The 21,454-nt window shown below is 60.0% G+C and carries 19 protein-coding genes and 1 pseudogene; 10 read left to right on the top strand and 10 right to left on the bottom strand.

The features are described 5' to 3' along the window. Positions 1-175: 175 nt before the first annotated feature. The 8 genes and pseudogenes from CRO23_RS03820 to fbaA all read left to right on the top strand — a co-directional run bounded on the left by CRO23_RS03820 (position 176) and on the right by fbaA (position 9,212). Complete coding sequence (locus CRO23_RS03820) at positions 176-1,093, top strand: DMT family transporter (protein WP_016930036.1); 918 nt, start codon at positions 176-178, stop codon at positions 1,091-1,093. A 169-nt stretch (positions 1,094-1,262) separates the two neighbouring features. Beyond that, on the top strand, positions 1,263-2,351 hold the full coding sequence (locus CRO23_RS03825; RefSeq protein WP_028127701.1) for an ABC transporter substrate-binding protein: 1,089 nt from the start codon (positions 1,263-1,265) through the stop codon (positions 2,349-2,351). Positions 2,352-2,429: 78 nt separating this feature from the next. Then, the gene (locus CRO23_RS03830; RefSeq protein ID WP_033639426.1) at positions 2,430-4,199 is read left to right on the top strand and encodes an ABC transporter permease; all 1,770 of its coding nucleotides are present in this window, start codon (positions 2,430-2,432) and stop codon (positions 4,197-4,199) included. After that, positions 4,192-5,262, top strand: coding sequence for an ABC transporter ATP-binding protein (locus CRO23_RS03835; protein WP_016930033.1), 1,071 nt, complete (start codon positions 4,192-4,194; stop codon positions 5,260-5,262). Before CRO23_RS03830 ends, CRO23_RS03835 begins: the two co-directional genes overlap by 8 nt. Positions 5,263-5,331: 69 nt before the next feature. Continuing rightward, positions 5,332-5,454: pseudogene (locus tag CRO23_RS25210) on the top strand (LysR family transcriptional regulator); the annotation flags it as partial. A gap of 311 nt (positions 5,455-5,765) precedes the next feature. Beyond that, on the top strand, positions 5,766-6,782 hold the full coding sequence (gene epd / locus CRO23_RS03840) for an erythrose-4-phosphate dehydrogenase (RefSeq protein WP_004931582.1): 1,017 nt from the start codon (positions 5,766-5,768) through the stop codon (positions 6,780-6,782). A 70-nt stretch (positions 6,783-6,852) separates the two neighbouring features. Beyond that, on the top strand, positions 6,853-8,016 hold the full coding sequence (gene pgk, locus CRO23_RS03845; RefSeq protein WP_028127700.1) for a phosphoglycerate kinase: 1,164 nt from the start codon (positions 6,853-6,855) through the stop codon (positions 8,014-8,016). A gap of 116 nt (positions 8,017-8,132) precedes the next feature. Then, positions 8,133-9,212: a class II fructose-bisphosphate aldolase gene (gene fbaA, locus CRO23_RS03850; RefSeq protein WP_004931586.1), complete on the top strand. Its 1,080-nt coding sequence runs from the start codon at positions 8,133-8,135 to the stop codon at positions 9,210-9,212. A gap of 56 nt (positions 9,213-9,268) precedes the next feature. On the opposite strand, the gene CRO23_RS03855 is transcribed toward fbaA, so the two are convergent. Continuing rightward, positions 9,269-9,937 (bottom strand): DUF1345 domain-containing protein, encoded by a 669-nt coding sequence (locus CRO23_RS03855; RefSeq protein WP_016930030.1) that lies wholly within the window; start codon positions 9,935-9,937, stop codon positions 9,269-9,271. Positions 9,938-10,142: 205 nt separating this feature from the next. Between CRO23_RS03855 and mscS the strand changes: the two genes are divergently transcribed. After that, on the top strand, positions 10,143-11,009 hold the full coding sequence (gene mscS / locus CRO23_RS03860; RefSeq protein ID WP_015378992.1) for a small-conductance mechanosensitive channel MscS: 867 nt from the start codon (positions 10,143-10,145) through the stop codon (positions 11,007-11,009). Between the two features lie 81 nt (positions 11,010-11,090). On the opposite strand, the gene CRO23_RS03865 is transcribed toward mscS, so the two are convergent. The 3 genes from CRO23_RS03865 to CRO23_RS03875 all read right to left on the bottom strand — a co-directional run bounded on the left by CRO23_RS03865 (position 11,091) and on the right by CRO23_RS03875 (position 14,646). Beyond that, on the bottom strand, positions 11,091-12,440 hold the full coding sequence (locus CRO23_RS03865; RefSeq protein ID WP_097101415.1) for an MFS transporter: 1,350 nt from the start codon (positions 12,438-12,440) through the stop codon (positions 11,091-11,093). A gap of 171 nt (positions 12,441-12,611) precedes the next feature. Next, on the bottom strand, positions 12,612-13,643 hold the full coding sequence (locus CRO23_RS03870; RefSeq protein WP_028127699.1) for a methionine synthase: 1,032 nt from the start codon (positions 13,641-13,643) through the stop codon (positions 12,612-12,614). Between the two features lie 25 nt (positions 13,644-13,668). Further along, entirely contained in the window at positions 13,669-14,646 is a 978-nt protein-coding gene (locus CRO23_RS03875) for a DUF1852 domain-containing protein (RefSeq protein ID WP_016930027.1), read from the bottom strand. Between the two features lie 316 nt (positions 14,647-14,962). Here CRO23_RS03875 and CRO23_RS03880 point away from each other — a divergent pair, with 316 nt between their 5' ends. Beyond that, positions 14,963-15,502, top strand: coding sequence for a DUF2058 domain-containing protein (locus CRO23_RS03880; protein ID WP_025160208.1), 540 nt, complete (start codon positions 14,963-14,965; stop codon positions 15,500-15,502). A gap of 7 nt (positions 15,503-15,509) precedes the next feature. Here the strand turns inward: CRO23_RS03880 and CRO23_RS03885 are convergent, their stop codons facing one another. The 6 genes from CRO23_RS03885 to CRO23_RS03910 all read right to left on the bottom strand — a co-directional run bounded on the left by CRO23_RS03885 (position 15,510) and on the right by CRO23_RS03910 (position 21,340). Continuing rightward, positions 15,510-16,208 (bottom strand): RluA family pseudouridine synthase, encoded by a 699-nt coding sequence (locus CRO23_RS03885; RefSeq protein ID WP_079452421.1) that lies wholly within the window; start codon positions 16,206-16,208, stop codon positions 15,510-15,512. A 142-nt stretch (positions 16,209-16,350) separates the two neighbouring features. Then, on the bottom strand, positions 16,351-17,046 hold the full coding sequence (gene araD, locus CRO23_RS03890) for an L-ribulose-5-phosphate 4-epimerase (RefSeq protein ID WP_079452420.1): 696 nt from the start codon (positions 17,044-17,046) through the stop codon (positions 16,351-16,353). Further along, entirely contained in the window at positions 17,040-17,900 is an 861-nt protein-coding gene (locus CRO23_RS03895; RefSeq protein ID WP_016930022.1) for an L-ribulose-5-phosphate 3-epimerase, read from the bottom strand. Before CRO23_RS03895 ends, araD begins: the two co-directional genes overlap by 7 nt. 1 nt (position 17,901) lies before the next feature. Beyond that, on the bottom strand, positions 17,902-18,558 hold the full coding sequence (ulaD, locus tag CRO23_RS03900) for a 3-keto-L-gulonate-6-phosphate decarboxylase UlaD (RefSeq protein WP_079450566.1): 657 nt from the start codon (positions 18,556-18,558) through the stop codon (positions 17,902-17,904). Continuing rightward, positions 18,555-20,045: an FGGY-family carbohydrate kinase gene (locus tag CRO23_RS03905; RefSeq protein ID WP_097101417.1), complete on the bottom strand. Its 1,491-nt coding sequence runs from the start codon at positions 20,043-20,045 to the stop codon at positions 18,555-18,557. The genes ulaD and CRO23_RS03905 overlap by 4 nt, the downstream gene beginning before the upstream one ends. Further along, a complete protein-coding gene (locus CRO23_RS03910) occupies positions 20,045-21,340 on the bottom strand; it encodes an MFS transporter (protein ID WP_016930019.1) in 1,296 nt (431 codons plus the stop codon). Before CRO23_RS03910 ends, CRO23_RS03905 begins: the two co-directional genes overlap by 1 nt. Positions 21,341-21,454: the final 114 nt, after the last annotated feature.

Below are 21,454 nucleotides of genomic sequence, written 5' to 3' on the forward strand. Positions count from 1 at the left end.
TCGTAACGTAGCGCAATTAATTATAAGCTCGATGAATTATATGAAATTGAAACTTCATTATTCACCGGTAATTATGTGCACCACCTGAACTTGGGCGTTCGCTCGGCACTGTTAAGCCCGTGTTAAATTGGTTAGTATGCCCTCATTCATCAACCGCATTCTTTCAGGTAGTGATATGGAAATAACCCCGCGTGAAAAACGCGATCGGCGAAAGGCATTTATCGCGCCGTTTTTCCTGATATTAATTTGGTCGACGGGTTTTATTGCCGCGCGTGCGGTGGCGGATCATGCCGATCCCAACCTTTTCCTGACCTTTCGCTTTTTGATCGCCGCCGCGGTATTCGCTTTGCTGGCATTGCATTGCGCCTGGCCCAAGGGGCGGCAGTTCGTGATGCACCTGCTGACCGGCATGTTGATGAATGGCGTTTATCTCGCTGCAAGCTGGTGGGCGGTGGCGAACGGCCTGGCGGCCGGGGTGATGTCGCTGATCGGCGGATTGCAGCCGTTGTTCACCGCGCTGATTTTCGCGTTGGTGCTGCGCAAATCGATAGGGTTACGCTCCTGGGCCGGACTGGCGGTCGGTTTTATCGGCGTTGCGCTGGTGCTCTCCCCTCGACTGACCGGTATCGACGTCGGCAATATGGCGCTGTTGCCGATCCTGATGGGGTTTGGCAGCATCGTCGCGCTGACGATCGGCATCATGGTGCAGAAGTCTTCGCTGGCGGCGGCCGATCTGCGGGCGGCGGGCGCCATTCAGCACCTCGGCGCCGCGATCGTGACCGGCGCGTTGGCGGCCGTGATGGGCTCCGGCGCCTGGGACAATTCGCCGACGCTGTGGTTCTCGCTGCTGTGGTCGGCCGGCGTGTTGTCGCTGGGCGGCACCGCGCTGTTTATCTGGATGGTGCGCCACGGCGATTTGACTCGCATTACCGCGCTGATGCTGCTGGTGCCGCCGGCGGCGGCGCTGCAGGCTTACGCGCTGTTTGGCGAGGCGCTGTCGCTGGTGCAGTTGGCGGGGTTTGCCCTGACCCTGCTGGGGGTCGCCATCGTACAGCGAATTCGCCTGCTGCGGCGTTCTCGCCTGGCCGAATAGTTTGCGACAGGAAGCGCCGTAAAGCCCGCGCTGCCGGGCTTTTTTATTGGCTGAAAAACGTCCAACCTCACAAAACCGAAAGATAACAAAGCAACGCCGTTGCCTCGTCACAGTTATTAACTATATGTTAATTTTTAGTTTATTAAATGTGATCAGGGGATGGATGATGATGATGAAAAAAATCAGCGCGACCGTAGCGGCAATCACTTTGCTAGGCTCCGTTTCCGCCTATGCGGCCTTCCCGGCGGGCTACCCCGCCGACTACCAGAAACTGGTCGACGGCGCGAAGAAAGAAGGCAAGGTGGTGATTTACTCGACCACCGACACCAAGGCGGCGGCGCCGCTGATCCAGGGGTTCGAGGCGTTGTATCCGGGCATCAAGGTCGAATACAACGACATGAACAGCACCGAACTGTATAACCGCTTTATCAGCGAGCAGGCGGCCGGCGGCACCAGCGGCGACGTGGTGTGGAGTTCGTCGATGGACACCATTTTGAAACTGGCGGGCGATTACGCGCAGGAATACGCCTCTCCCGAGCAGGCTCAACTGCCGAAATGGGCGGTATGGCAAGATAAGGTGTATGGCACCACCTATGAGCCGGTGGTGTTTATCTATAACAAACGCCTGATCCCGCAAGGCGATGTGCCGGATTCGCATGCGGCGCTGGCCAAGCTGATCGCCGGCCAGACGGACAAATTCAAGAAGAAAGTCACCACCTACGACATCGAAAAATCCGGCGTCGGCTTCATGCTGTCGGTGCAGGACTTCAAGGCCGATCCTAACTACTTCAAAACGTTGGCCGACGTGGCCAAGGGTGGCCTGGCGGTGCAATCCTCCACCGGCACCATGATGGAACGCGTTTCCTCCGGTGAAAACCTGATCGGCTTCAATATCCTCGGTTCATACGCCGAGGCCCGCGCCAAGAGCGACTCGTCGCTCGGCATCGTCTATCCGAAAGACTATACCCTGGTGCTGTCGCGCGTGAGCTTCATCGGCAAAGAGGCCGGCAACCCTAACGCCGCCAAGCTGTGGTTTGACTATGTGCTGTCGGAGAAAGGGCAAAATATTCTCGCCAATCAGGCGGATATCCCCTCGATCCGCAACGACATCGAAGGCAAGAACGACATCGATGGCATGACCAAGCTGTTGGGTAACGCGCTCAAACCGATCCCGGTCGATGACAGCCTGCTGGAATATCTGCAGCCGGCCAAGCGTCTCGACTATATCAAACAATGGCGCGCCGCCGCGGCGAAATAACAGGGACTGCATTCGGACGCGCGCCTGTCGCACGGGCGCGCGCCCTTTGGTCGTCGTTTACAACCATAGGGAGCATTTATGCAAGCATGGCGCAGAAAGTGGCAGAGTCTGCCGCGCGGCCTGGTGGTGTTGATAACCGCGCTGGTTATCTATGTCCCCCTGTCGTTTATCATCATTCAAAGCTTCCTCTCGGCACCGTTTTTCTCTCCTTCCAAGGTTTTCAGCCTTGAGGCCTTCGAGTTCATCTTTACCGATCCGGATTTCTACAAAGCGCTGAAAAGCGGCTTTATTTTGGCATTCGGCCTGGTGATTATCGCCATCCCGCTCGGCGGTGTTTTGGCCTTCCTGATGGTGCGCACCGATCTGCCGGGGCGGCGGATCATCGAACCGCTGATTCTGGTGCCGATCTTCGTGTCGCCGATGGTGCTGGGTTTCGGTTACGTGGTGGCGGCGGGACCGGTAGGTTTCTTCTCGCTGTGGGCGGAGGCGCTGCTGGGCTTCGTGCCGTGGAACATTTACTCAATGGCCAGCATCGTGGTGATAGCCGGATTGACGCACGTGCCTCACGCGTATCTGTACATCTCCTCGGCGCTGCGCAGCGTGGGCTCCGACGTTGAAGAAGCGGCGCGCACCGCCGGCGCCACGCCGCTGCAGGTGATGACCGCCGTCAGTCTGCCGATGGTGCGGCCGTCTATCTTGTACGCCGGGGTGCTGTTGTTCTTCCTCGGGCTGGAAGTGTTCGGCCTGATGCTGGTGTTGGGCGATCCGGAAGGCAACCTGGTGCTGGCGACCTACCTGTACCAGTTGACCAACAAGCTGGGCACGCCGTCTTACCATCTGATGGCGGCGGTGGCGGTGGTGCTGATTTGCATCACTATTCCGTTGGTGATGCTGCAGCGCCGGCTGATGCGCACCGCCAATCGCTTTGTCACCGTCAAGGGCAAAGCCTCGCAGGCCCGCGCGCTGCCGCTCGGCAAATGGCGCTGGGTGGCCGGCGCGGTGGTGGTGTTCTGGCTGACCGTGACCATCGGCGTGCCGCTGATCGGCGTGGTGCTGCGCGCCTTTATCTCTAACTGGGGCGTGGGCGTGTCTGTCTGGGACGAGCTGTCGATCAACACCTTCCGCACCATCTGGGCGCAGCCCAACCTGCTGCGCGCCATCGTCAACTCGATGGCGATCGGGGTGATCGGCGGGGCGCTGGCGGTGGCGTGCTACCTGTTTATCGGCATCGCCATGCACCGCAAGCCGGATGGCGCCACGCGCTTCCTCGACTACAGCGTACTGGTGCCGCGCGCGGTGCCGGGGCTGTTGGCCGGTCTGGCATTCCTGTGGGTGTTCCTGTTCTTGCCGATGTGGCTGGACAAATCGCTCAAGGAGGGCTGGCTGTCGGCGTTGCCGATGGCCGAGTGGCTGCGTGCTAACTGGATTGTCTGGCTGCGTTCGCTGCGCAGCACTATCTTCAGCGTCTGGCTGGCTTACACCGTGGTATGGATGGCCTACGGCCTGAGGCTGATCTCTTCCACGTTGCTGCAGGTGGGGCCGGAGCTGGAGGAGGCGGCGCGCAGCGCCGGCGCCAGCCGCGGCCAGATCACCCGCCACGTCACCATTCCGCTGTCGCGCTATGGCCTGATCGGCTCTTGGCTGCTGATGTTCCTGATTTTTGAACGCGAATATTCCACCGGGGTGTATCTGCTGTCTCCGGGCACGGAAACCATCGGCTCGATGCTGGTTTCTCTGTGGGCCGCGGGCGCTATCGATATCGTCGCCGCGCTGTCGTTCATCAATATCCTGCTGGTGGTGCTGGGGTTGGGGATCGCCTTGCGCTTTGGAGTGAAATTACATGATTGAACTTTCGGTAGAGAATCTGCATTTGACCTATGGCGACAACCCGGTGCTGAAAGGGGTGTCGATGGATCTGAAACGGGGCGAGGTGGTCTCGCTGCTGGGCCCGTCGGGCAGCGGCAAAACCACGCTGCTGCGGGCGGTGGCCGGGCTGGAGAAACCGAGCCAGGGGCGGATCGTCATCGGCAATAACCCCGTGTACAACGGCAGCGCGCGCAGCGAAATTCCCGCCGAAGAGCGCAACCTGGGGCTGGTGTTTCAGTCCTATGCCCTGTGGCCGCATAAAACGGTGTTTGAGAACGTCGCTTACCCGCTGAAGCTGCGTAAGACCGCCTCGGCGGAAATCGCCCAGCGGGTGCAGGCGGTGCTGGATCAGCTCGGGTTGGGGCATCTGGCCAAGCGGCACCCGCACCAGCTTTCCGGCGGCCAGCAGCAGCGCGTGGCGATCGGGCGTGCGCTGGTCTACAACCCGCCGGTGATCCTGCTGGATGAGCCGCTGTCCAATCTCGACGCCAAGCTGCGCGAAGAGGCGCGGGTATTCCTGCGCGAGCTGATCATCAAGCTCGGTCTGTCGGCGCTGATGGTGACCCACGATCAGAACGAGGCGATGGCCATTTCCGATCGCATCCTGCTGCTCAATAACGGCAAAATCGAACAACAGGGCACGCCGCAGGAGATGTACGGTTCACCCACCACGCTGTTCACCGCCGAGTTCATGGGCAGCAACAACCGCTTGCCGGGCAAGGTTGTCGCGCGGGAAGGCGACCGGGCGCGCATCGAAGGCAAGGATTGGGCGCTGTGGGGCAAAGCGGGCGCCGGCGTGCAGGTCGGGCAGGAGGGCACGGCGGTGATCCGCGTGGAGCGCGTACGGTTGGGCGAAGATCCGCAGGGCAACCAGCTTGAGCTGCCGTTGCTGACCAGCATGTATCTCGGCGATCGCTGGGAATACCTGTTCCGCACCGTGGCCGAAGATTTCGTGGTGCGCGCCTATGGCCAGGAGGCGCGCGATCGGGCGCTATGCCGGCTCTCCCTGCCGGCCGATCATCTGTGGATATTCCCGAAAGCCTAATCAGGACGCCCGCTGATGCGGGCGTTCCGTTTACAGAGTTAAACCGTTAGCGGCGATCTTTTCCGAACTGTATACGTTTCCCGGCTGGCAACGTCGGCGAAAGTGCGGGTGACGGTCGAATTTTTGCGCGACTATTTCCGCGAGCACTACGGCGAAACGGGGCCGGCGAGCGAAAATCCACCGCGGCCTTAAGGCCAAAAATGTGCGCCAGATCATCTTATGCTCGTAAAACTCCCCTCCGTTACCTGAGGAACTGTTGCACCTGTTTCTTTTGCCAAAACTTTGGTTTATGCTCAGCTGAAGCGTTTCAGTTGAAGCACTCTTCGACAGAAATGCCGATGTGACGGCGGCGAAAAGCCGCTGAAGCGCGGGAATAATGCAAACTCGGCGATTCACAGCGGGCGGTGCGATCCACTACTCTATGCGGGTTAGTGAGACAACCAGTCAGCGCCGGGCGGCGCCGGTGAGTCACCCGGCGTGGACGGCCCTTTTTCAGGAGCAGCATGACCATCCGCATAGCGATAAACGGCTTTGGCCGCATCGGCCGCAGCGTATTGCGCGCACTGTACGAATCGGGACGACGGGCGGAAATCTCCGTGGTGGCGATCAACGAGCTGGCGAACGCCGAAGGCATGGCCCATCTGCTGAAGTACGATTCCAGCCACGGTCGCTTCGCCTGGGATGTGCGGCAGGAGTGCGACACGCTGAGCGTCGGAGACGACGCGATTCGCCTGTTGCACCAGCCGGCGGTGGAGCAGTTGCCCTGGGGCGAGCTGGGCGTCGACGTGGTGTTGGACTGCAGCGGCGTGTACGGCAGCCGGGCGGATGGCGAAGCCCATCTGGCGGCGGGGGCGAAGAAAGTGTTGTTCGCCCATCCGGGCGGCAACGATCTGGACGCCACCATCGTGTTCGGCGTCAACCATCAGACGCTGCTGGCGGAACACCGCATCGTGTCCAACGCCTCGTGCACCACCAACTGCATTATTCCGGTGATCAAGCTGCTGGATGACGCCTACAGCATTGAATCCGGCACCGTGACCACCATTCACTCGGCGATGAACGATCAGCCGGTGATCGACGCGTATCACGCGGATTTGCGGCGCACCCGCGCGGCGAGCCAGTCGATCATTCCGGTCGATACCAAGCTGGCTGCGGGCATCACCCGTATCTTCCCGCAGTTTTGCGATCGCTTCGAGGCGATCTCGGTGCGCGTGCCGACCATCAACGTGACGGCTATCGATCTCAGCGTCAGCGTGAGCGCCGCGGTGAAGGTGGCGGAGGTCAACCAGCTGTTGCAAAAGGCCGCACGGGAATCATTTCGTGGTATAGTTGACTACACGGAATTACCATTGGTCTCGATCGATTTTAACCATGACCCGCACAGCGCTATCGTCGACGGTACGCAGACTCGGGTCAGCGGGCAGCACCTGATAAAGACCTTGGTCTGGTGCGACAATGAATGGGGCTTTGCCAATCGGATGTTGGATACAACACGGGCAATGGCCGCCAGCGGTTTCTAGTACGGCGGCGCCGGCGTGATTGGCGCGCTGCTCAGGCAATTTTATAGAGATTCAATAAAGAGGGTTCACCATGTCTGTAATTAAGATGACCGATCTGGATCTGGCGGGTAAACGCGTACTGATCCGCTCCGATCTGAACGTGCCGGTAAAAGACGGTAAAGTGACTTCCGACGCGCGTATCCGCGCTTCCCTGCCGACTATCGAAGCTGCGCTGAAGCAAGGCGCCCGCGTGATGGTAACCTCCCACCTGGGTCGTCCTACCGAAGGCGAGTACAACGAAGAATTCTCCCTGCTGCCTGTGGTCAACTACCTGAAAGAACACCTGAAATCCCCAGTGCGTCTGGCGAAGGATTATCTGGATGGCGTCGACGTCGCCGAAGGCGAACTGGTGGTGCTGGAAAACGTCCGCTTCAACAAGGGCGAGAAGAAAGACGACGAAACCCTGTCCAAGAAATACGCGGCGCTGTGCGACGTGTACGTGATGGATGCATTCGGCACCGCGCACCGCGCGCAGGCTTCCACCCACGGCGTGGGCAAGTTCGCGCCTGTCGCCTGTGCCGGTCCGCTGTTGTCCGCCGAACTGGAAGCGCTGGGCAAAGCGCTGGGCAACCCGGCCCGTCCGATGGTCGCCATCGTGGGCGGTTCTAAAGTGTCCACCAAACTGACCGTGCTGGATTCCCTGTCCAAAATCGCCGATCAGCTGATCGTCGGCGGCGGCATCGCCAACACCTTCGTGGCGGCGCAGGGCAACAACGTGGGCCAGTCCCTGTACGAACCTGACCTGATCCCGAACGCGCAGAAACTGCTGGAAACCTGCGACATTCCGGTGCCGACCGACGTGCGCGTAGCGACCGAGTTCTCCGAAACCGCAACCGCGACCGTGAAGCAGGCCAACGAGATCCAGGACAACGAGCAAATTCTGGATATGGGCGACGTCTCTGCCGAGCGTCTGGCCGTTATCCTGAAGAACGCCAAGACCATTCTGTGGAATGGCCCGGTTGGCGTATTCGAGTTCCCTAACTTCCGTAAGGGCACCGAAATTGTCGCCCGCGCGATCGCCGATAGCGACGCTTTCTCTATCGCTGGCGGCGGCGACACTCTGGCAGCCATCGATCTGTTCGGTATCGCTGACAAAATTTCCTACATCTCCACCGGCGGTGGCGCATTCCTGGAATTCGTTGAAGGGAAACCGCTGCCTGCAGTCGTGATGCTGGAAGAGCGCGCTAAGCAGTAATTCAGACAACGGGAGGCGAAAGCCGCCCGTTTGTTTTATACCGCGCGGCTAACGCTGCGCGGCGTGAAAACATCGATTTACATCCATCTACGGCCGACGAAACAGGACAAAGTAACATGTCTAAAATTTTTGATTTCGTAAAACCGGGTGTCATCACGGGTGATGACGTTCAGAAAGTCTTCGCAGTTGCTAAAGAGAACAACTTTGCGCTGCCAGCGGTAAACTGCGTGGGTACCGACTCCATCAACGCAGTGCTGGAAGCCGCGGCTAAAGTGCGCGCGCCGGTCATCGTTCAGTTCTCCAACGGCGGCGCCGCGTTCATCGCCGGCAAAGGCGTGAAGACCGATGTGCCTCAGGGCGCAGCGATTCTGGGCGCCATTTCTGGCGCACACCACGTTCACCAGATGGCTGAACACTACGGCGTGCCGGTGATCCTGCACACCGACCACTGCGCGAAGAAACTGCTGCCATGGCTGGACGGCCTGCTGGACGCCGGCGAGAAGCACTTCGCCGCTACCGGCAAACCGCTGTTCTCTTCCCACATGATCGATCTGTCTGAAGAGTCTCTGGAAGAAAACATCGAAATCTGCAGCGCCTACCTGAAGCGCATGGCCAAAATCGGCATGACGCTGGAAATCGAACTGGGCTGCACCGGCGGTGAAGAAGACGGCGTGGACAACAGCCATATGGACGCTTCCGCACTGTACACCCAGCCGGAAGACGTGGCTTACGCGTACGAAAAACTGAACGCCATCAGCCCGCGCTTCACCATCGCTGCATCGTTCGGTAACGTGCACGGCGTGTACAAGCCAGGCAACGTTAAGCTGACTCCGACCATCCTGCGCGATTCTCAGAAATACGTTTCCGAGAAATTCAACCTGCCGCATAACAGCCTGAACTTCGTGTTCCACGGCGGCTCCGGTTCCAGCGATGCGGAAATCAAAGAGTCCGTCAGCTACGGCGTGATCAAGATGAACATCGATACCGATACCCAATGGGCGACCTGGGACGGCATCCTGCAGTACTACAAAGCGAACGAAGCTTACCTGCAGGGCCAGCTGGGCAACCCGAAAGGCGCCGATCAGCCAAACAAGAAATACTACGATCCACGCGTATGGCTGCGCGCAGCGCAGACCAGCATGGTGACGCGTTTGGAGCAGGCTTTCAAAGATCTGAACGCGGTAGACGTTCTGTAATCTTCGGCACCTGTTGCACGATGCAAAAGGCTCCCTGCGGGGAGCCTTTTTTGTTTTCAGCCCAGCAGGCCGGCGCCGACGTTGATCGACAGGCCCAGGATCAGCATGTTGAACACGAACGAAATAACTGACTGCACGAGCGCGATTTTACGCACCTCCGCGGCGCCGACCGCCACGTCGGCGGTTTGCGACGCGACCGCGATGGTGAAGGAGAAGTAGGCGAAGTCCAGATAGGTCGGCTCGGTGAGATTGCCGGGGAACAGCAGCGGCAAAGGATCCCGCTGTGCGCCCTGACGATAAAACTGATGGGCATAGTGCATGGTGAAGGCGGTCGGCAGCAGCAGCCAGGAGACTGCCAGCGTTGCGCCGGTTAACGCCAGATGTAGCGTTTTCAGCGAGTCGCTGGCCTGTTTGGCGCTGCTCAATTCGAACAGGATCGCCAGAATGCTCACCAGACAACCGAAACTGACCAGCGCCAACACCGTGCTGGCGCTTTCATCCTGTCGCCGGGCGATCTGGCGAATGTGCTGCGGCGTGCTGACCAGCATCAGCCGCCAGAGAAACAGCAGATAGAGCCAGGCCAGCGTATTCCAGCCGATCATCAGGCGCTGCAGCAACGAGAGCTGGGCGGGCAGCAGCAGAAAGCACAACAGCCCCGCGCCGACGGAAAACAGCAGCCTGGGCCGCACTTGCCAATAGTGTTTGAGCGAAGAGCGAATGTGCATGAAGAACGGATCTCTTGTCGTGAAATGGCCAACGCGCTGTTTTCAGCATAGAAGAAGCGGCGGGCGGTTTCGGCTATTTTTAACGCTGACGGTTGGCATGAGCCTTTAATGTTGGTTACCCTTAGGCGGTGGTTTCCTACTGGCTGCCGAAGCCAGTGTATTTTTGCGAGTTTCTCCCGTTAGGGACTGAGTTAGGACGACACGAATGAAAGATTTGAATGTAGTAGACGGCATCAACGGTGCCGGCGACTGGTTGGTGAAGAACCAGGATCTGTTGATCCAGTACGCGGTGAATATCGTCGCCGCCATCGTTATCCTGATCATCGGTTCGATCGTGGCCCGCGTGGTCGGCAATGCGCTGAACCGCGTGATGAAACTGCGCGGCATCGACGCCACGGTAGCTGACTTCCTGTCGGCGATCGTACGTTACGGCGTGCTGGCGTTCACCTTCATCGCGGTGCTGGGGCGCGTCGGCGTGCAGACCACCTCGGTGATCGCCGTGCTGGGTGCCGCCGGTTTGGCCGTCGGTCTGGCGCTGCAAGGCTCGTTGTCCAACTTCGCCGCCGGCGTGCTGCTGGTGATCTTCCGCCCGCTGCGCGTGGGTGAGTATGTCGATCTGGGCGGCGTGGCCGGCACCGTCGATCAGGTGCAGATTTTCTCCACCACCCTGCGCACCGCAGACAACAAAACCATCGTGGTGCCGAACGGTAAAATCATCGCCGGCAACATCATCAACTACTCCCGCGAACCGAACCGCCGCGTGGATATCGTGGTAGGCGTGGCCTACAACGCCGATATCGACGTGGTGAAAAAGGTGTTGGGCGACGTGATCGCCGCCGACAAACGCATCATGCACGCTAAAGGCGTGACCGTGCGTCTGAACGAGATGGCGCCATCTTCCCTGAACTTCGTGACCCGTTCCTGGACCACTAACGCGGAATACTGGAACGTGTACTTCGATCTGATGGAAAACTTCAAGCGCGCGCTGGATGCCCACAACATCGGCATTCCGTTCCCGCAGATGGACGTGCACCTGTATCGCACCGAAGACGCTTCCGCCAAGGCGGAATAACACAGAAGGGGGCCTTGGCCCCCTTTTTTATTGCGGGCCGAGACGCTACCGATGGCGTCTCGGCCTTTTATTTCCGCGAGTTCAGATGCCGGCCGCCGGTTCGGTCAACGGCGCGCGGCGGCGCAGGCTGAGGCGATAAAGCAGGAAGATGGCGGCTGCGCCCAGCAGCGCCGGCAACGCCAGCCAGAGGAAGAACACTTCTGGCGATCCGGCGGCGGTCATCATCCAGGCGCCGAGCACCGAGCCGACGATCGAGCCGAAGCGGCCATTGGCCATGGCCCAACTGACGCCGGTGACGCGGGCTGCGGTCGGGTAAAGGGTAGCGGAAACCAAGTTCAGGCCGTTCTGCGCGCCGGCCACGCCGAAGCCGATAAGGAACACAATGGCGGCCAGCGTGTAGACGTCGCCCATCAGATACCCGGTCGCGCCGATCACCAGCGCGGCGCCCAGGTAGGAGACGGCCAATACGCGGTAGGGCCCGACCCGATCCATCAGCAGCGCCATGAGGATAGCGCCCAGAGTGCCGCCGAGCGGCACCATGGCTCCGATGCGCGAGGCGTGGGCGATATCGTAACCGGCATCTTTGAGTATCGTCGGCAACCAGCTGGTGAGCAGGTAGAACACGAACAGCGAACAGAAGAACGCCGCCCACAGCAGCAGGGTGCGCACGGCGCGCCCTTCGATAAACAGATGCGAGATCGGCGATTTGACCTGCGCCGGACGCTCGTCATCGACAATCGTCACACCGGCCCAACGCTGGCCGGTGATGCGCTCGACCACCCGGCGCAGCCGATCGGCATGTTTGGCGCTGGCGGCCATAAAGCGTACTGATTCGGGCATCTGCCAGGCTAACAGCGGCAGCAGCGCCAATGGCGCAATGCCGCCGACCACCAGCAGGCCGCGCCAGCCAAATGCAGGAATGATCTGCCCGGCCAGCAGGCCGCCCAAGGCCAGCCCGGCGGTAAAGCCGCTCCAGCTCAGGGTGACCATCAGCATGCGCCGGCGCGCCGGTGAGTACTCAGAGCTGAGGGTGATGCAGGTCGGTATCGCGCCCCCGAGGCCAATGCCGGTGATGAAGCGCAACAGGGTCAGGGATTCGATCGAATGCGCATAGGCCGAAGCCAGGGTGCAGCCGCCAAACACCAGCACCGCGACGAGCAGCACGCGTTTGCGGCCGATGGCGTCGGCGAGCGGCCCGAACAGCAGGCTGCCGATCAGCAGGCCGAACAATCCCGCACCGAAGGCGGGGGAGAGCTGCGCTGGCTGCAGGCCCCACTCTTCGCGCAGCGCCGGGGCGATATAGCCGATGATGGCGGTATCGAAGCCGTCCAGCAGGGCGATCAGGAAACACAGGGCGAGGATGAGAATTTGATAAGGCGAGATCTTGGCGCGATCGATAATTTCGCTGATGCGAGCGGTATCTGGGCTCATGAGGGTTCCACTGTTATTAAGCTGGTGTGGGCTGGCTGAGGGGCCGTTCAGGCCGCTTTGGCTGGCATCGCGTAGAAATCCGAGTATACACCAGAGCGGGGGCGTTGCGGGGAGGGGGAGTCGATGATAATCGCCCGCCGCAGGAGGCTACTGCGGCGGGCGCTGGCGCGGTTATTTGGCCAACAGTTCTCGGCGCACGATTTCGGCGCCTGCGCTTAAGGCATTCAGCTTGCCGCTGGCGACCTGACGGGGCAGGGGAGCCATGCCGCAGTTGGTCGACGGATAGAGCTTGTCGGCATCGACAAACTGCAGCGCTTTGCGCAGCGTAGCGGCTACTTCCTCCGGCGTCTCAACGGCATGATTCGCTACGTCGATGGCGCCGACCATCACTTTTTTACCGCGAATCAGTTCAAGCAGATCCATCGGCACGTGCGAGTTATGGCACTCCAACGAGATAATATCGATAGTCGACGTTTGCAGCTTGGGAAACGCCTCTTCATATTGCCGCCACTCAGAGCCCAGCGTCTTTTTCCAATCGGTATTGGCCTTAATGCCGTATCCATAGCAGATATGTACGGCCGTTTCACACTTAAGCCCTTCAACGGCTCTTTCCAGGGCGGCGATGCCCCAGTCATTCACCTCGTCAAAGAACACATTAAATGCGGGCTCATCAAACTGAATAATGTCGACGCCGGCGGCCTCAAGCTCTTTGGCTTCCTGATTGAGGATCTTGGCGAACTCCCAGGCCAATTTCTCGCGGCTTTTATAGTGGTTGTCATAAAGCGTGTCGATCATGGTCATCGGCCCCGGCAGGGCCCATTTAATCGGCTGCTTGGTCAGCTGGCGTAAAAATTTGGCGTCTTCAACGAAAACGGGTTTTTGGCGCGAGACCGCCCCCACAACGGTTGGCACGCTCGCTTCGTAGCGATTGCGGATTTTAACCACTTCGCGTTTCTCGAAATCGACGCCGCTGAGGTGCTCGATAAACGTCGTGACGAAGTGCTGACGCGTTTGCTCGCCATCGCTGACGATATCGATGCCGGCCTGTTGTTGCTCTGCCAGCGACAAACGCAAGGCGTCCTGTTTCCCTTCGATTAATTCTTCATTCTGCAATTTCCAGGGCGACCACAGGGTTTCCGGTTGGGCCAGCCAGACAGGTTTGGGCAAGCTGCCGGCGGTCGACGTAGGGAGCAATATTTTCATGATAGATGACCTGTATTTGAGTGAATCAAAGCGCGTAGTGAGCAGACCATTGCTCAAGAAGAGGTTTGTAGGGTTTGATAAATTGCTCTTCCGTAAATTTCCCCTGCTCAATCGCCAACTGGCTACGCTCTTCGCGATCGTAAACAATCTTGGTTAATGAATGATCCTGGTTATTCAGGCTGGGCTGATAGCATTGCCCCGCCGCCGAGTTGGCATTGTAAATTTCAGGCCGATAAATTTTCTGGAAGGTCTCCATCGTGCTGATGGTGCCGATCAGTTCCAGATCGGTGTAATCGCTCAGCAAATCCCCGGGGAAATAAAACGCCAGGGGCGCGACGCTATTTTTCGGCATGAAGTAGCGCACCTGCAGGCCCATTTTTTTAAAATACCGGTCGGTCAGCGAAGCGCCGTCTTGCCGATACTCGTCGCCCAACACCGGGTGTTGATTGCCCGTCCGATGGTAGGTGTCTTTGCTGGACACGCTGAGGCAAATCACCGGCGGTTTGCTGAAATTTTCATGGTATTCGTTTGAATTGACGAAGTGCTTAAAGATATTGCCGTGCAAATCGCCGAAATCATCCGGAATGGTAAATTCCGCCGTGTTTTTATTGTGCGCCGGCAGCAAGACGCTAAAGTCGTAATCGCGCACGTAAGAGGAGAAATTGTTCCCAACGATGCCCTCGATACGCTTTTGCGTTTTTTTATCAAGGATGTTGGTTTTCAGGATTTCGATCACCGGGAAGCTGGCGCCCTGATCTTCAATGCGCATCTCAACCGAGATGATTTCAAGCTCGACCGAATAGCGATCGGCCTTGGGGTTATCCCAATGCGCCAACGTATTGAAGCGATTGTTAATCATCACCAGCGTATTGCGCAGGTTCTCCCGGCGATTTTCCCCTCTGGCCAAATTGGCGAAGTTGGTGGTGATACGCGTACTTTCAGAAGGGTTATAATCTTCATCGAAAGAACTGCTCTTAATCGTAAAGGTAAAGTCTCTATTCATCGTCTTATAGCATCCTGTTATATGATATGAAGGCTTAATTTATCCATTTATTTCAATGGGTTGTTTTTCTCTTTTTTCATTCAGCCGATTTCATATTGTCTGTCGTTAATGAGGTCTATTTTTGCCAGAGTCCCGGTGGGAGTGAAAGAGACTTAATTTCATTACCACATGAGCGGTATTCATGATCTGGCGTTCAGGTCGGTTTACCGCCGTTGCCCTGCGGCGCAAACCGCCGGTGGGTTGGGCCGGCAACCTGGTGCAGCCTGAAAAATTACGGGTATAATCCCTCCATGATCCCACGGCTTCAGACACGAACATGACAAAACTCACCTTACAAGAGCAGATGCTCAAAGCGGGCTTGGTAACCAGCAAGAAAATGGCCAAAGTCCAGAGAACGGCTAAAAAATCACGCGTTCAGGCCCGCGAGGCCAGAGAAGCGGTGGAAGAGAATAAAAAGGCGCAGCTTGAGCGCGATAAGCAACTGAGCGAGCAGCAAAAGCAGGCCGCGTTGTCCAAAGAGTACAAGGCGCAGGTGAAGCAGCTGATCGAGATGAACCGCATCGTCCTGGCGAAAGGCGATATCGGTTTCAACTTCACCGACGGCAACCTGATCAAAAAAATCCTGGTGGATAAGGCGACGCAGACGCAGCTGATCAATGGCCGCCTCGCCATTGCCCGCTTGGTGGTCGAGAATCGGGAAGAGTGTGAATACGCGATTATCCCCGCGAGCGTCGCCGATAAAATCGCGCAGCGCGATGCGGCCAGCATAGTGCTGCACAGCGCGCTGAGTCAGGAAGAACAGGATGAAGACGATCCGTACGCCGACTTTAAAGTGCCCGACGATTTGATGTGGTAAGCCGCGTTCAGAACGGCGCTGCGTGACGAGCGGTTATCCGCTCTCCGCTGATGGGGTGCACAAAGTCCAGCTCGCTGGCGTGCAGCATCAGCCGCGGCGTCTGTTCGGTACCCGGCAGCAGGCGCCCGCCATACAGATCGCAACCTAAAATAGGATGGCCCAATTGCCGGCTGTGAATACGCAGCTGGTGGGTGCGTCCGGTCTCCGGGGTGAGCTGCACCCGCGTCAGCGGCAGCGAGATCCCGCCTTCCATTTCACGATAAAAACGTTCGACGACCCGATAGCGGGAGCGGGCGGGCTTGCCGTGGAGGGCGCAAATCGACATCAGCGGGAACAACGCCGGATCTTTGGCGATCGCCGCGTCTATTACCCCTTCGTTATCCGCCAGATGGCCGCAGAGCAGCGCGCTGTACACTTTGCCGACGGTGCGTTCGCTGAACTGCCGACAGAGCGCGGCGTTGACGGCCTTGTTGCGGGCCACCACCATCAAACCGGACGTGCCGAAATCCAGGCGGTGCGCCAGGGCGCAGCCGGGGAACCTCTGTACCAGGCGGTGGTGTACCGAATCGAGATTCTGCGGATTCTTGCCCGAGAGGCTGAGCAGCCCGGCCGGCTTATTGATCAGCGCCAGATGATCGTCCTGATAGAGGATCTCTATCTGGTCATGGCATGGCGGGGCGATAAAGGTATCGGTGATCGTAGACATCGGGCGGCCGGCTGGAGGGTGGGTGCGGATGATAGCGAATTTTTCGCCGATGGGCGAATGCGGTTTTCGCTACACTGCGCCTCATGCCCGTTGGCACCCGATGCGGCAAAGCATCGGGTGCCACGGTTAAAGCCCCGGCGCGCTACTGCCCGTAGTAGGCGTGTTGGCCGTGTTTGCGCAGGTAGTGTTTGTCCAACAGTTCGCGCTGCATGCTGTGAATGCCCGGCGTCAGCTGGCGCGAGAAAATGCCCATGTAGGCAATTTCTTCCAGCACCACCGCATTATGCACCGCATTGTGGGCGTCTTTGCCCCAGGCGAAGGGGCCGTGGGCGTTGACCAGTACCGCCGGGATCGCGTTGGGATTGATATCGCGCCGGCGGAAGGTTTCGATAATCACGTTGCCGGTTTCCAGTTCGTAATCGTGCTCAATTTCATCCTGGGTCATCAGGCGAGTGCAGGGGATCGCGCCATAAAAGTAGTCGGCGTGGGTGGTTCCCCAGGCGGGGATGTCCAGCCCGGCCTGCGCCCAGATGGTGGCGTGGCGCGAATGGGTGTGCACGATGCCGCCGATATCGGCGAATTCGCGGTACAGCGCCAGATGGGTGGCGGTGTCCGACGACGGTTTTTTTACCCCCTCGACGGTGCGGCCGCTGGCCAGATCGACCACCACCATATCCTCCGCCGTCATATGCTCGTATTCAACGCCGGAAGGTTTGATCACCACCAGGCCGCGTTCGCGATCCACCGCGCTGACGTTGCCCCAGGTAAAGGTCACCAGCTTATGGCGCGGCAGATCGAGATTGGCCTCCAGCACCTGTTGTTTTAACTGAGTCAGCATGTCATGCCCCCTTGTTGCATTTTCTGTTCGATCCAGCGGCGTGCCTGAACGATCTCGGCCACCGGCTCCTCGGCTTTTTCGGTCCACATCTCAATCAGGAATGCGCCGCGGTAATTGAGGCGCTGCAGCGTGCGAAACACCTCGACGAAGTCGACGCAGCCTTCGCCAAACGGCACGTCGCGGAATTGTCCCGGCGAAACGGCGGTGACCGGGTAGGTGTCTTTCAGGTGAATGGCGGCGATGCGGTCGATGCCCAGCTCCAGCTCGCGCGGCACGTCATTGCCCCAGGCGCTGAGGTTGCCGACGTCCGGATACACCGTGAACCACGGCGAGGCCAGCAGGGCGTCCCAGGCTTTCCATTTACCGATCGAGTTCATAAAGGCGGTATCCATGATTTCCACCGCCAGCATCACCTGGGCGGCGGCGGCACGCTCTACCGCCCACTGCATGCCTTCGCTAAAGCGCGCCAGCGTCCCCTCGTCCTGCTCTTCGTAATACACGTCGTAGCCGGCCAGCTGGATGGTGCGGATACCGACGTCTTTGGCCAGCTGAATGGCCTGTTCCATCACGTCGAAGGCGCGCTGGCGGAGCGCCGGATCGTGGCTGCCAAACGGAAAGCGCCGGTGGCCGGAGAGGCACATCGACGGGATGCGGATGCCGGTTTCCAGCATGGCGTCCACCAGCGCCAAGCGCTGCGCCTTGCTCCAGCTCAGGCGCGCCAGGCGTTCATCGCTTTCGTCCACCGACATTTCGACGAAGTCGAAGCCGCAGGCCTTGGCCAGCGCCAGGCGCTCGGGCCAGCTCAGGTGTTTCGGCAGCGCTTTCTCGTAAATTCCCAACGGGTGCTGACGCATATCATGATCTCCAGATGTCATCGATGGCGGCGCGGAACTGCCTGGCGGCCGCCGGCGGATCGCCGGCCTCGGCCAGCGCGCGGCCGGCGATAAAGGCGGTGACGGCGATCTCTTTAAACAGCGGCAGGTCGGCGGGCGTGATGCCGCCGGTCACCGACAGCGCGATGCCCAGATCGGACAGCGCCTTCATCCGATCCAGATCCTGCCGGCCCCAGGTTTGCCCGCTGGCCTGCGCGTCGCGGCCGCGGTGATAGATCGCCTGGCGAATGCCAAGGCCGCGCCATTGCCGCGCATCCTCCAATGTCCAGCGGCCGAACAGTTCGATCTGGATTTCGCCGCCGTGACGCTCGGCGACCTCCCGCGCGCTGGCCATGGTGGCCAACGGCGCGGCGCAGATCACCGTCATCCAGTCCGCGCCTTGGCCGAAGGCCTGCTCGGCCAGCGTCGCACCGGCGTCGGCCACCTTGAGATCGGCCACCAGCGTGTGCTGCGGACAGCGCTCGCGCAACGCGCTAACCGCCTGAATGCCGGCGCTGATGCACAAAATGGTACCGGCCTCGATGATGTCCACATGGGGGCTGAGGGGCTCGGCGGTGCGCAGCGCCGTATCCAAACGGGTTTGATCGAGCGCCAGCTGCAGGCGCGGTTTCGTGCTCATGGGGCCTCCTTGTTGGCGGGCTGCAGATTTTGCAATGCAGCAATCAGCGCCTGATAACGTTGGTGTTTGTGGTTGTAAGCTTCGGCGGCGGCCGCATCAGGCAGCAGCCGCTCGATACGCGGCGCCAGCCGGCGCTGGGCGGCGGTAAAATCGCTGAAGACGCCGCTGCCGACCATGGCCGCCATCGCCGCGCCCAAACAGCCGGTTTCCTCCACCTGCGGCAGCTCAACCGGCAGGCCGCTGACGTCGGCGAACATTTGCATCCAGGGGAGGGATTTGGCGGGGCCGCCGGTCACGCGCAGCGCCTGCGCCTCAGGGAAACGCCGGCGCATGCGGTTAAGGTGCGTCATGTGGCAGAACACCACGCCTTCATAGATCGCCTGCACCAGGTGCTCGCGTTGGTGGAAGGCCTGCAGGCCGTAGAAGCTGGCGCTCAGCCCCAGGCCGGCGTTGGAGCCATACAGGAAAGGGGCGAACAGCAGATCGCCGGCGGCTTTCGGCAGGGCGGCGACCCAGCGGTTAAGCTGGTCGTAGTCCTGCAGCCCCCATTGGTGACAGAACCATTCCAGGTTGGCGGCGGAAGTGGGGCTGGCTTCGTGCACGATGTATTGGCCGTTTTCGGCGTGGCGGCCATAGACAAAGGGATGATCGAAACCCTCGACGATGGCGTCGGTGATGCCGCTGGTGACCGACCAGGTCCCCATCACCGCGTTGAGCCGGGTTTCGTCCTGCAGGCCGGCGCACAGCGCGGTGGACACCACGTCGAACAACCCGCCGACCACCGGGGTGCCGATTTGCAGGCCGGTAATGGCCGCGGCGTTTGCCGAGACGCGTCCGGCGATGTCGGCCGAACCGACAATCGTCGGCAGGGCGGGCATGATGTCGCCGATGCCCAGCAGCTGCGCCAGCGCCGGGTCATAGCGTCCGCTGCGCATCTGATACAGGTTGGATTCGGAGATATTGGTTTCTTCGCAGGCCAGCTCGCCGGTCAGGCAATAGCGCAGGTAGTCGTGCGCCATCAGCACGCTGCCGATGCGGGCGTAACGTTCAGGCTGATGCCGCTTCAGCCAGCGCAGCAGCGAGACCGGGTGCCCGGTCCACAGCGTTTGGCGCGTTTGCGGATACAGCGCCTGCGGCACGCCCTGCCGTTGCCATTCCTGCACCAGCGCCAGCGCGCGCTGATCGGAAGAGAGCATGGCGTTGCCCAGCGGCTGCCCCTGCTTATCCAGCAGAAACGCGCCCTTGCCCTGCGCCGAGATGCCGATGGCCTGGATGGCGCCGGCGGCAACGCCGCTGGCGGACAGCACTTCACGGATCACGTCGGCGGCGGTGCGCCACAGCGATGCCATATCGCGCTCGGCCCAGCCGGGATGCGGCGCGACGATCGCCAGATTGCGCCGCGCAACGCCGTGTTCATGGCCCCTGCGGTCGTATAAACCCGCCTTGATGAAGGTGCCGCCGCAGTCGAGCCCCAGCCAATATTCCATCATTCGCTCCTCGTACTGTGGTCGCATTTATTGGGCAGCATCAACGCCAGCACGGAGGCGATCGCCAGCGAGGCAGCCAGGCTGTAGACACCGACATCCTTGTTGAACAGGCTGATCAGGACGCCGACCATATACGGGCCGCAAAAGCCGCCGAGGTTGCCCAGCGCATTGATCACGCCGCGCGCGCCGCCGGCCACTTCGGCGTTGAACAATTTGGGCGGGATGGTCCAGAACACCCCGGCCGCCGCCTGAATAAATACGCCGCAGCCGACCAGCGCAGCGTAAGACCACCAGACGTGATCCTTCAGCAGCACCGACAGCGCCATGCAGGCGGCAAAGCAGGCCAGCGGCAGGGCGACGAAGATTTTGCGCTTGCCGGTGCGATCGGAGAGGGTGGAGATGATCAGCATGCCGAAGATGGCGCCGATATAGGGCAGGATAGCCAGCAGGCCCACTTGCTCCATATCGCCGTGGGTCAGCCCTTTCAAAATGGTCGGCAGCCACAGGGTGTAGCCGTAGATACCGGTCTGGTAGAAAAAATTCACCAGGATCAGCTGCCACATGATCCGGTCGCCCAGCACCCGGCGCAACGAGGCGTTGCGCACCGTTTTTCCTTTGATCAGCAGCTGTTCGTCGTGCAGGGTCTTTACCAGATACTCTTTTTCCGCCTGCGAGATCCATTTGGCCTCCTGGGGGCGGTTGCTGATGGTGAAGTACCACAGCGCCATGACTACCAGCGACAGAGCGCCCTCCACCAGAAACAGCATGCGCCAGTCCCAGGCGGTGATGATCCAACCCGACAGCGGGGCGGTGAGAATGCCGGCGATCGGCACGAACATGATGACGATGGCGTTGGCGCGGCCGCGCTCCTTATCCGGGAACCAGTTGCTGATCATGGTCAGCACCACCGGCAGCATGCCGCCTTCGGAAACGCCGAGGGCGAAGCGCAGGAACAGCAGCTGGTACTGGTTGGTGACCAGCCCGGTCAGCACCGAGATCACCGCCCAGGCCAACAGTGACCAGCCGATGAATTTCTTGCCGTTGCCGTATACCGCCAGCTTGCCGCCGGGCACCTGCAGAAACAGGTAACCGATGAAGAAGATGCCGCCGGCCAGTCCGGCCATCGAGGCGGTGATGCCGAGTTCGTCATCCATGCCGCCGGGCATGGCGAAGGCGATGTTGACCCGGTCCATGTAAGAAATGATGCAGGTGATGAGGATCGGCGGCACGATCCTCAGCCAGCGGAGCTTGGGGATCGCCTGGCTTTGGCTGACGGAAACGGAGGCTGTATTCATAAGGACCTCTTTCGATGTTCGCTTTTTTGTAGGGTCGGGCGTTATTGTTTTGCTTGATTTGGGCGCAGGGGCGCCCGCACAGGCCCATGGACCGGTGTTGTTATCGTTACGGGT

It is taken from the genome of Serratia sp. JKS296, assembly GCF_900215445.1.
Classification (GTDB): domain Bacteria; phylum Pseudomonadota; class Gammaproteobacteria; order Enterobacterales; family Enterobacteriaceae; genus Serratia; species Serratia marcescens.

What these genes read in the sequence shown, in the direction of transcription:
- CRO23_RS03820 (WP_016930036.1), top strand. Translation starts at nt 176, where the DNA reads ATGGAAATAACCCCGCGTGAAAAACGCGATCGGCGAAAGGCATTTATC.
- CRO23_RS03825 (WP_028127701.1), top strand. Translation starts at nt 1,263, where the DNA reads ATGATGAAAAAAATCAGCGCGACCGTAGCGGCAATCACTTTGCTAGGC.
- CRO23_RS03830 (WP_033639426.1), top strand. Translation starts at nt 2,430, where the DNA reads ATGCAAGCATGGCGCAGAAAGTGGCAGAGTCTGCCGCGCGGCCTGGTG.
- CRO23_RS03835 (WP_016930033.1), top strand. Translation starts at nt 4,192, where the DNA reads ATGATTGAACTTTCGGTAGAGAATCTGCATTTGACCTATGGCGACAAC.
- epd (WP_004931582.1), top strand. Translation starts at nt 5,766, where the DNA reads ATGACCATCCGCATAGCGATAAACGGCTTTGGCCGCATCGGCCGCAGC.
- pgk (WP_028127700.1), top strand. Translation starts at nt 6,853, where the DNA reads ATGTCTGTAATTAAGATGACCGATCTGGATCTGGCGGGTAAACGCGTA.
- fbaA (WP_004931586.1), top strand. Translation starts at nt 8,133, where the DNA reads ATGTCTAAAATTTTTGATTTCGTAAAACCGGGTGTCATCACGGGTGAT.
- CRO23_RS03855 (WP_016930030.1), bottom strand. Translation starts at nt 9,937, where the DNA reads ATGCACATTCGCTCTTCGCTCAAACACTATTGGCAAGTGCGGCCCAGG.
- mscS (WP_015378992.1), top strand. Translation starts at nt 10,143, where the DNA reads ATGAAAGATTTGAATGTAGTAGACGGCATCAACGGTGCCGGCGACTGG.
- CRO23_RS03865 (WP_097101415.1), bottom strand. Translation starts at nt 12,440, where the DNA reads ATGAGCCCAGATACCGCTCGCATCAGCGAAATTATCGATCGCGCCAAG.
- CRO23_RS03870 (WP_028127699.1), bottom strand. Translation starts at nt 13,643, where the DNA reads ATGAAAATATTGCTCCCTACGTCGACCGCCGGCAGCTTGCCCAAACCT.
- CRO23_RS03875 (WP_016930027.1), bottom strand. Translation starts at nt 14,646, where the DNA reads ATGAATAGAGACTTTACCTTTACGATTAAGAGCAGTTCTTTCGATGAA.
- CRO23_RS03880 (WP_025160208.1), top strand. Translation starts at nt 14,963, where the DNA reads ATGACAAAACTCACCTTACAAGAGCAGATGCTCAAAGCGGGCTTGGTA.
- CRO23_RS03885 (WP_079452421.1), bottom strand. Translation starts at nt 16,208, where the DNA reads ATGTCTACGATCACCGATACCTTTATCGCCCCGCCATGCCATGACCAG.
- araD (WP_079452420.1), bottom strand. Translation starts at nt 17,046, where the DNA reads ATGCTGACTCAGTTAAAACAACAGGTGCTGGAGGCCAATCTCGATCTG.
- CRO23_RS03895 (WP_016930022.1), bottom strand. Translation starts at nt 17,900, where the DNA reads ATGCGTCAGCACCCGTTGGGAATTTACGAGAAAGCGCTGCCGAAACAC.
- ulaD (WP_079450566.1), bottom strand. Translation starts at nt 18,558, where the DNA reads ATGAGCACGAAACCGCGCCTGCAGCTGGCGCTCGATCAAACCCGTTTG.
- CRO23_RS03905 (WP_097101417.1), bottom strand. Translation starts at nt 20,045, where the DNA reads ATGGAATATTGGCTGGGGCTCGACTGCGGCGGCACCTTCATCAAGGCG.
- CRO23_RS03910 (WP_016930019.1), bottom strand. Translation starts at nt 21,340, where the DNA reads ATGAATACAGCCTCCGTTTCCGTCAGCCAAAGCCAGGCGATCCCCAAG.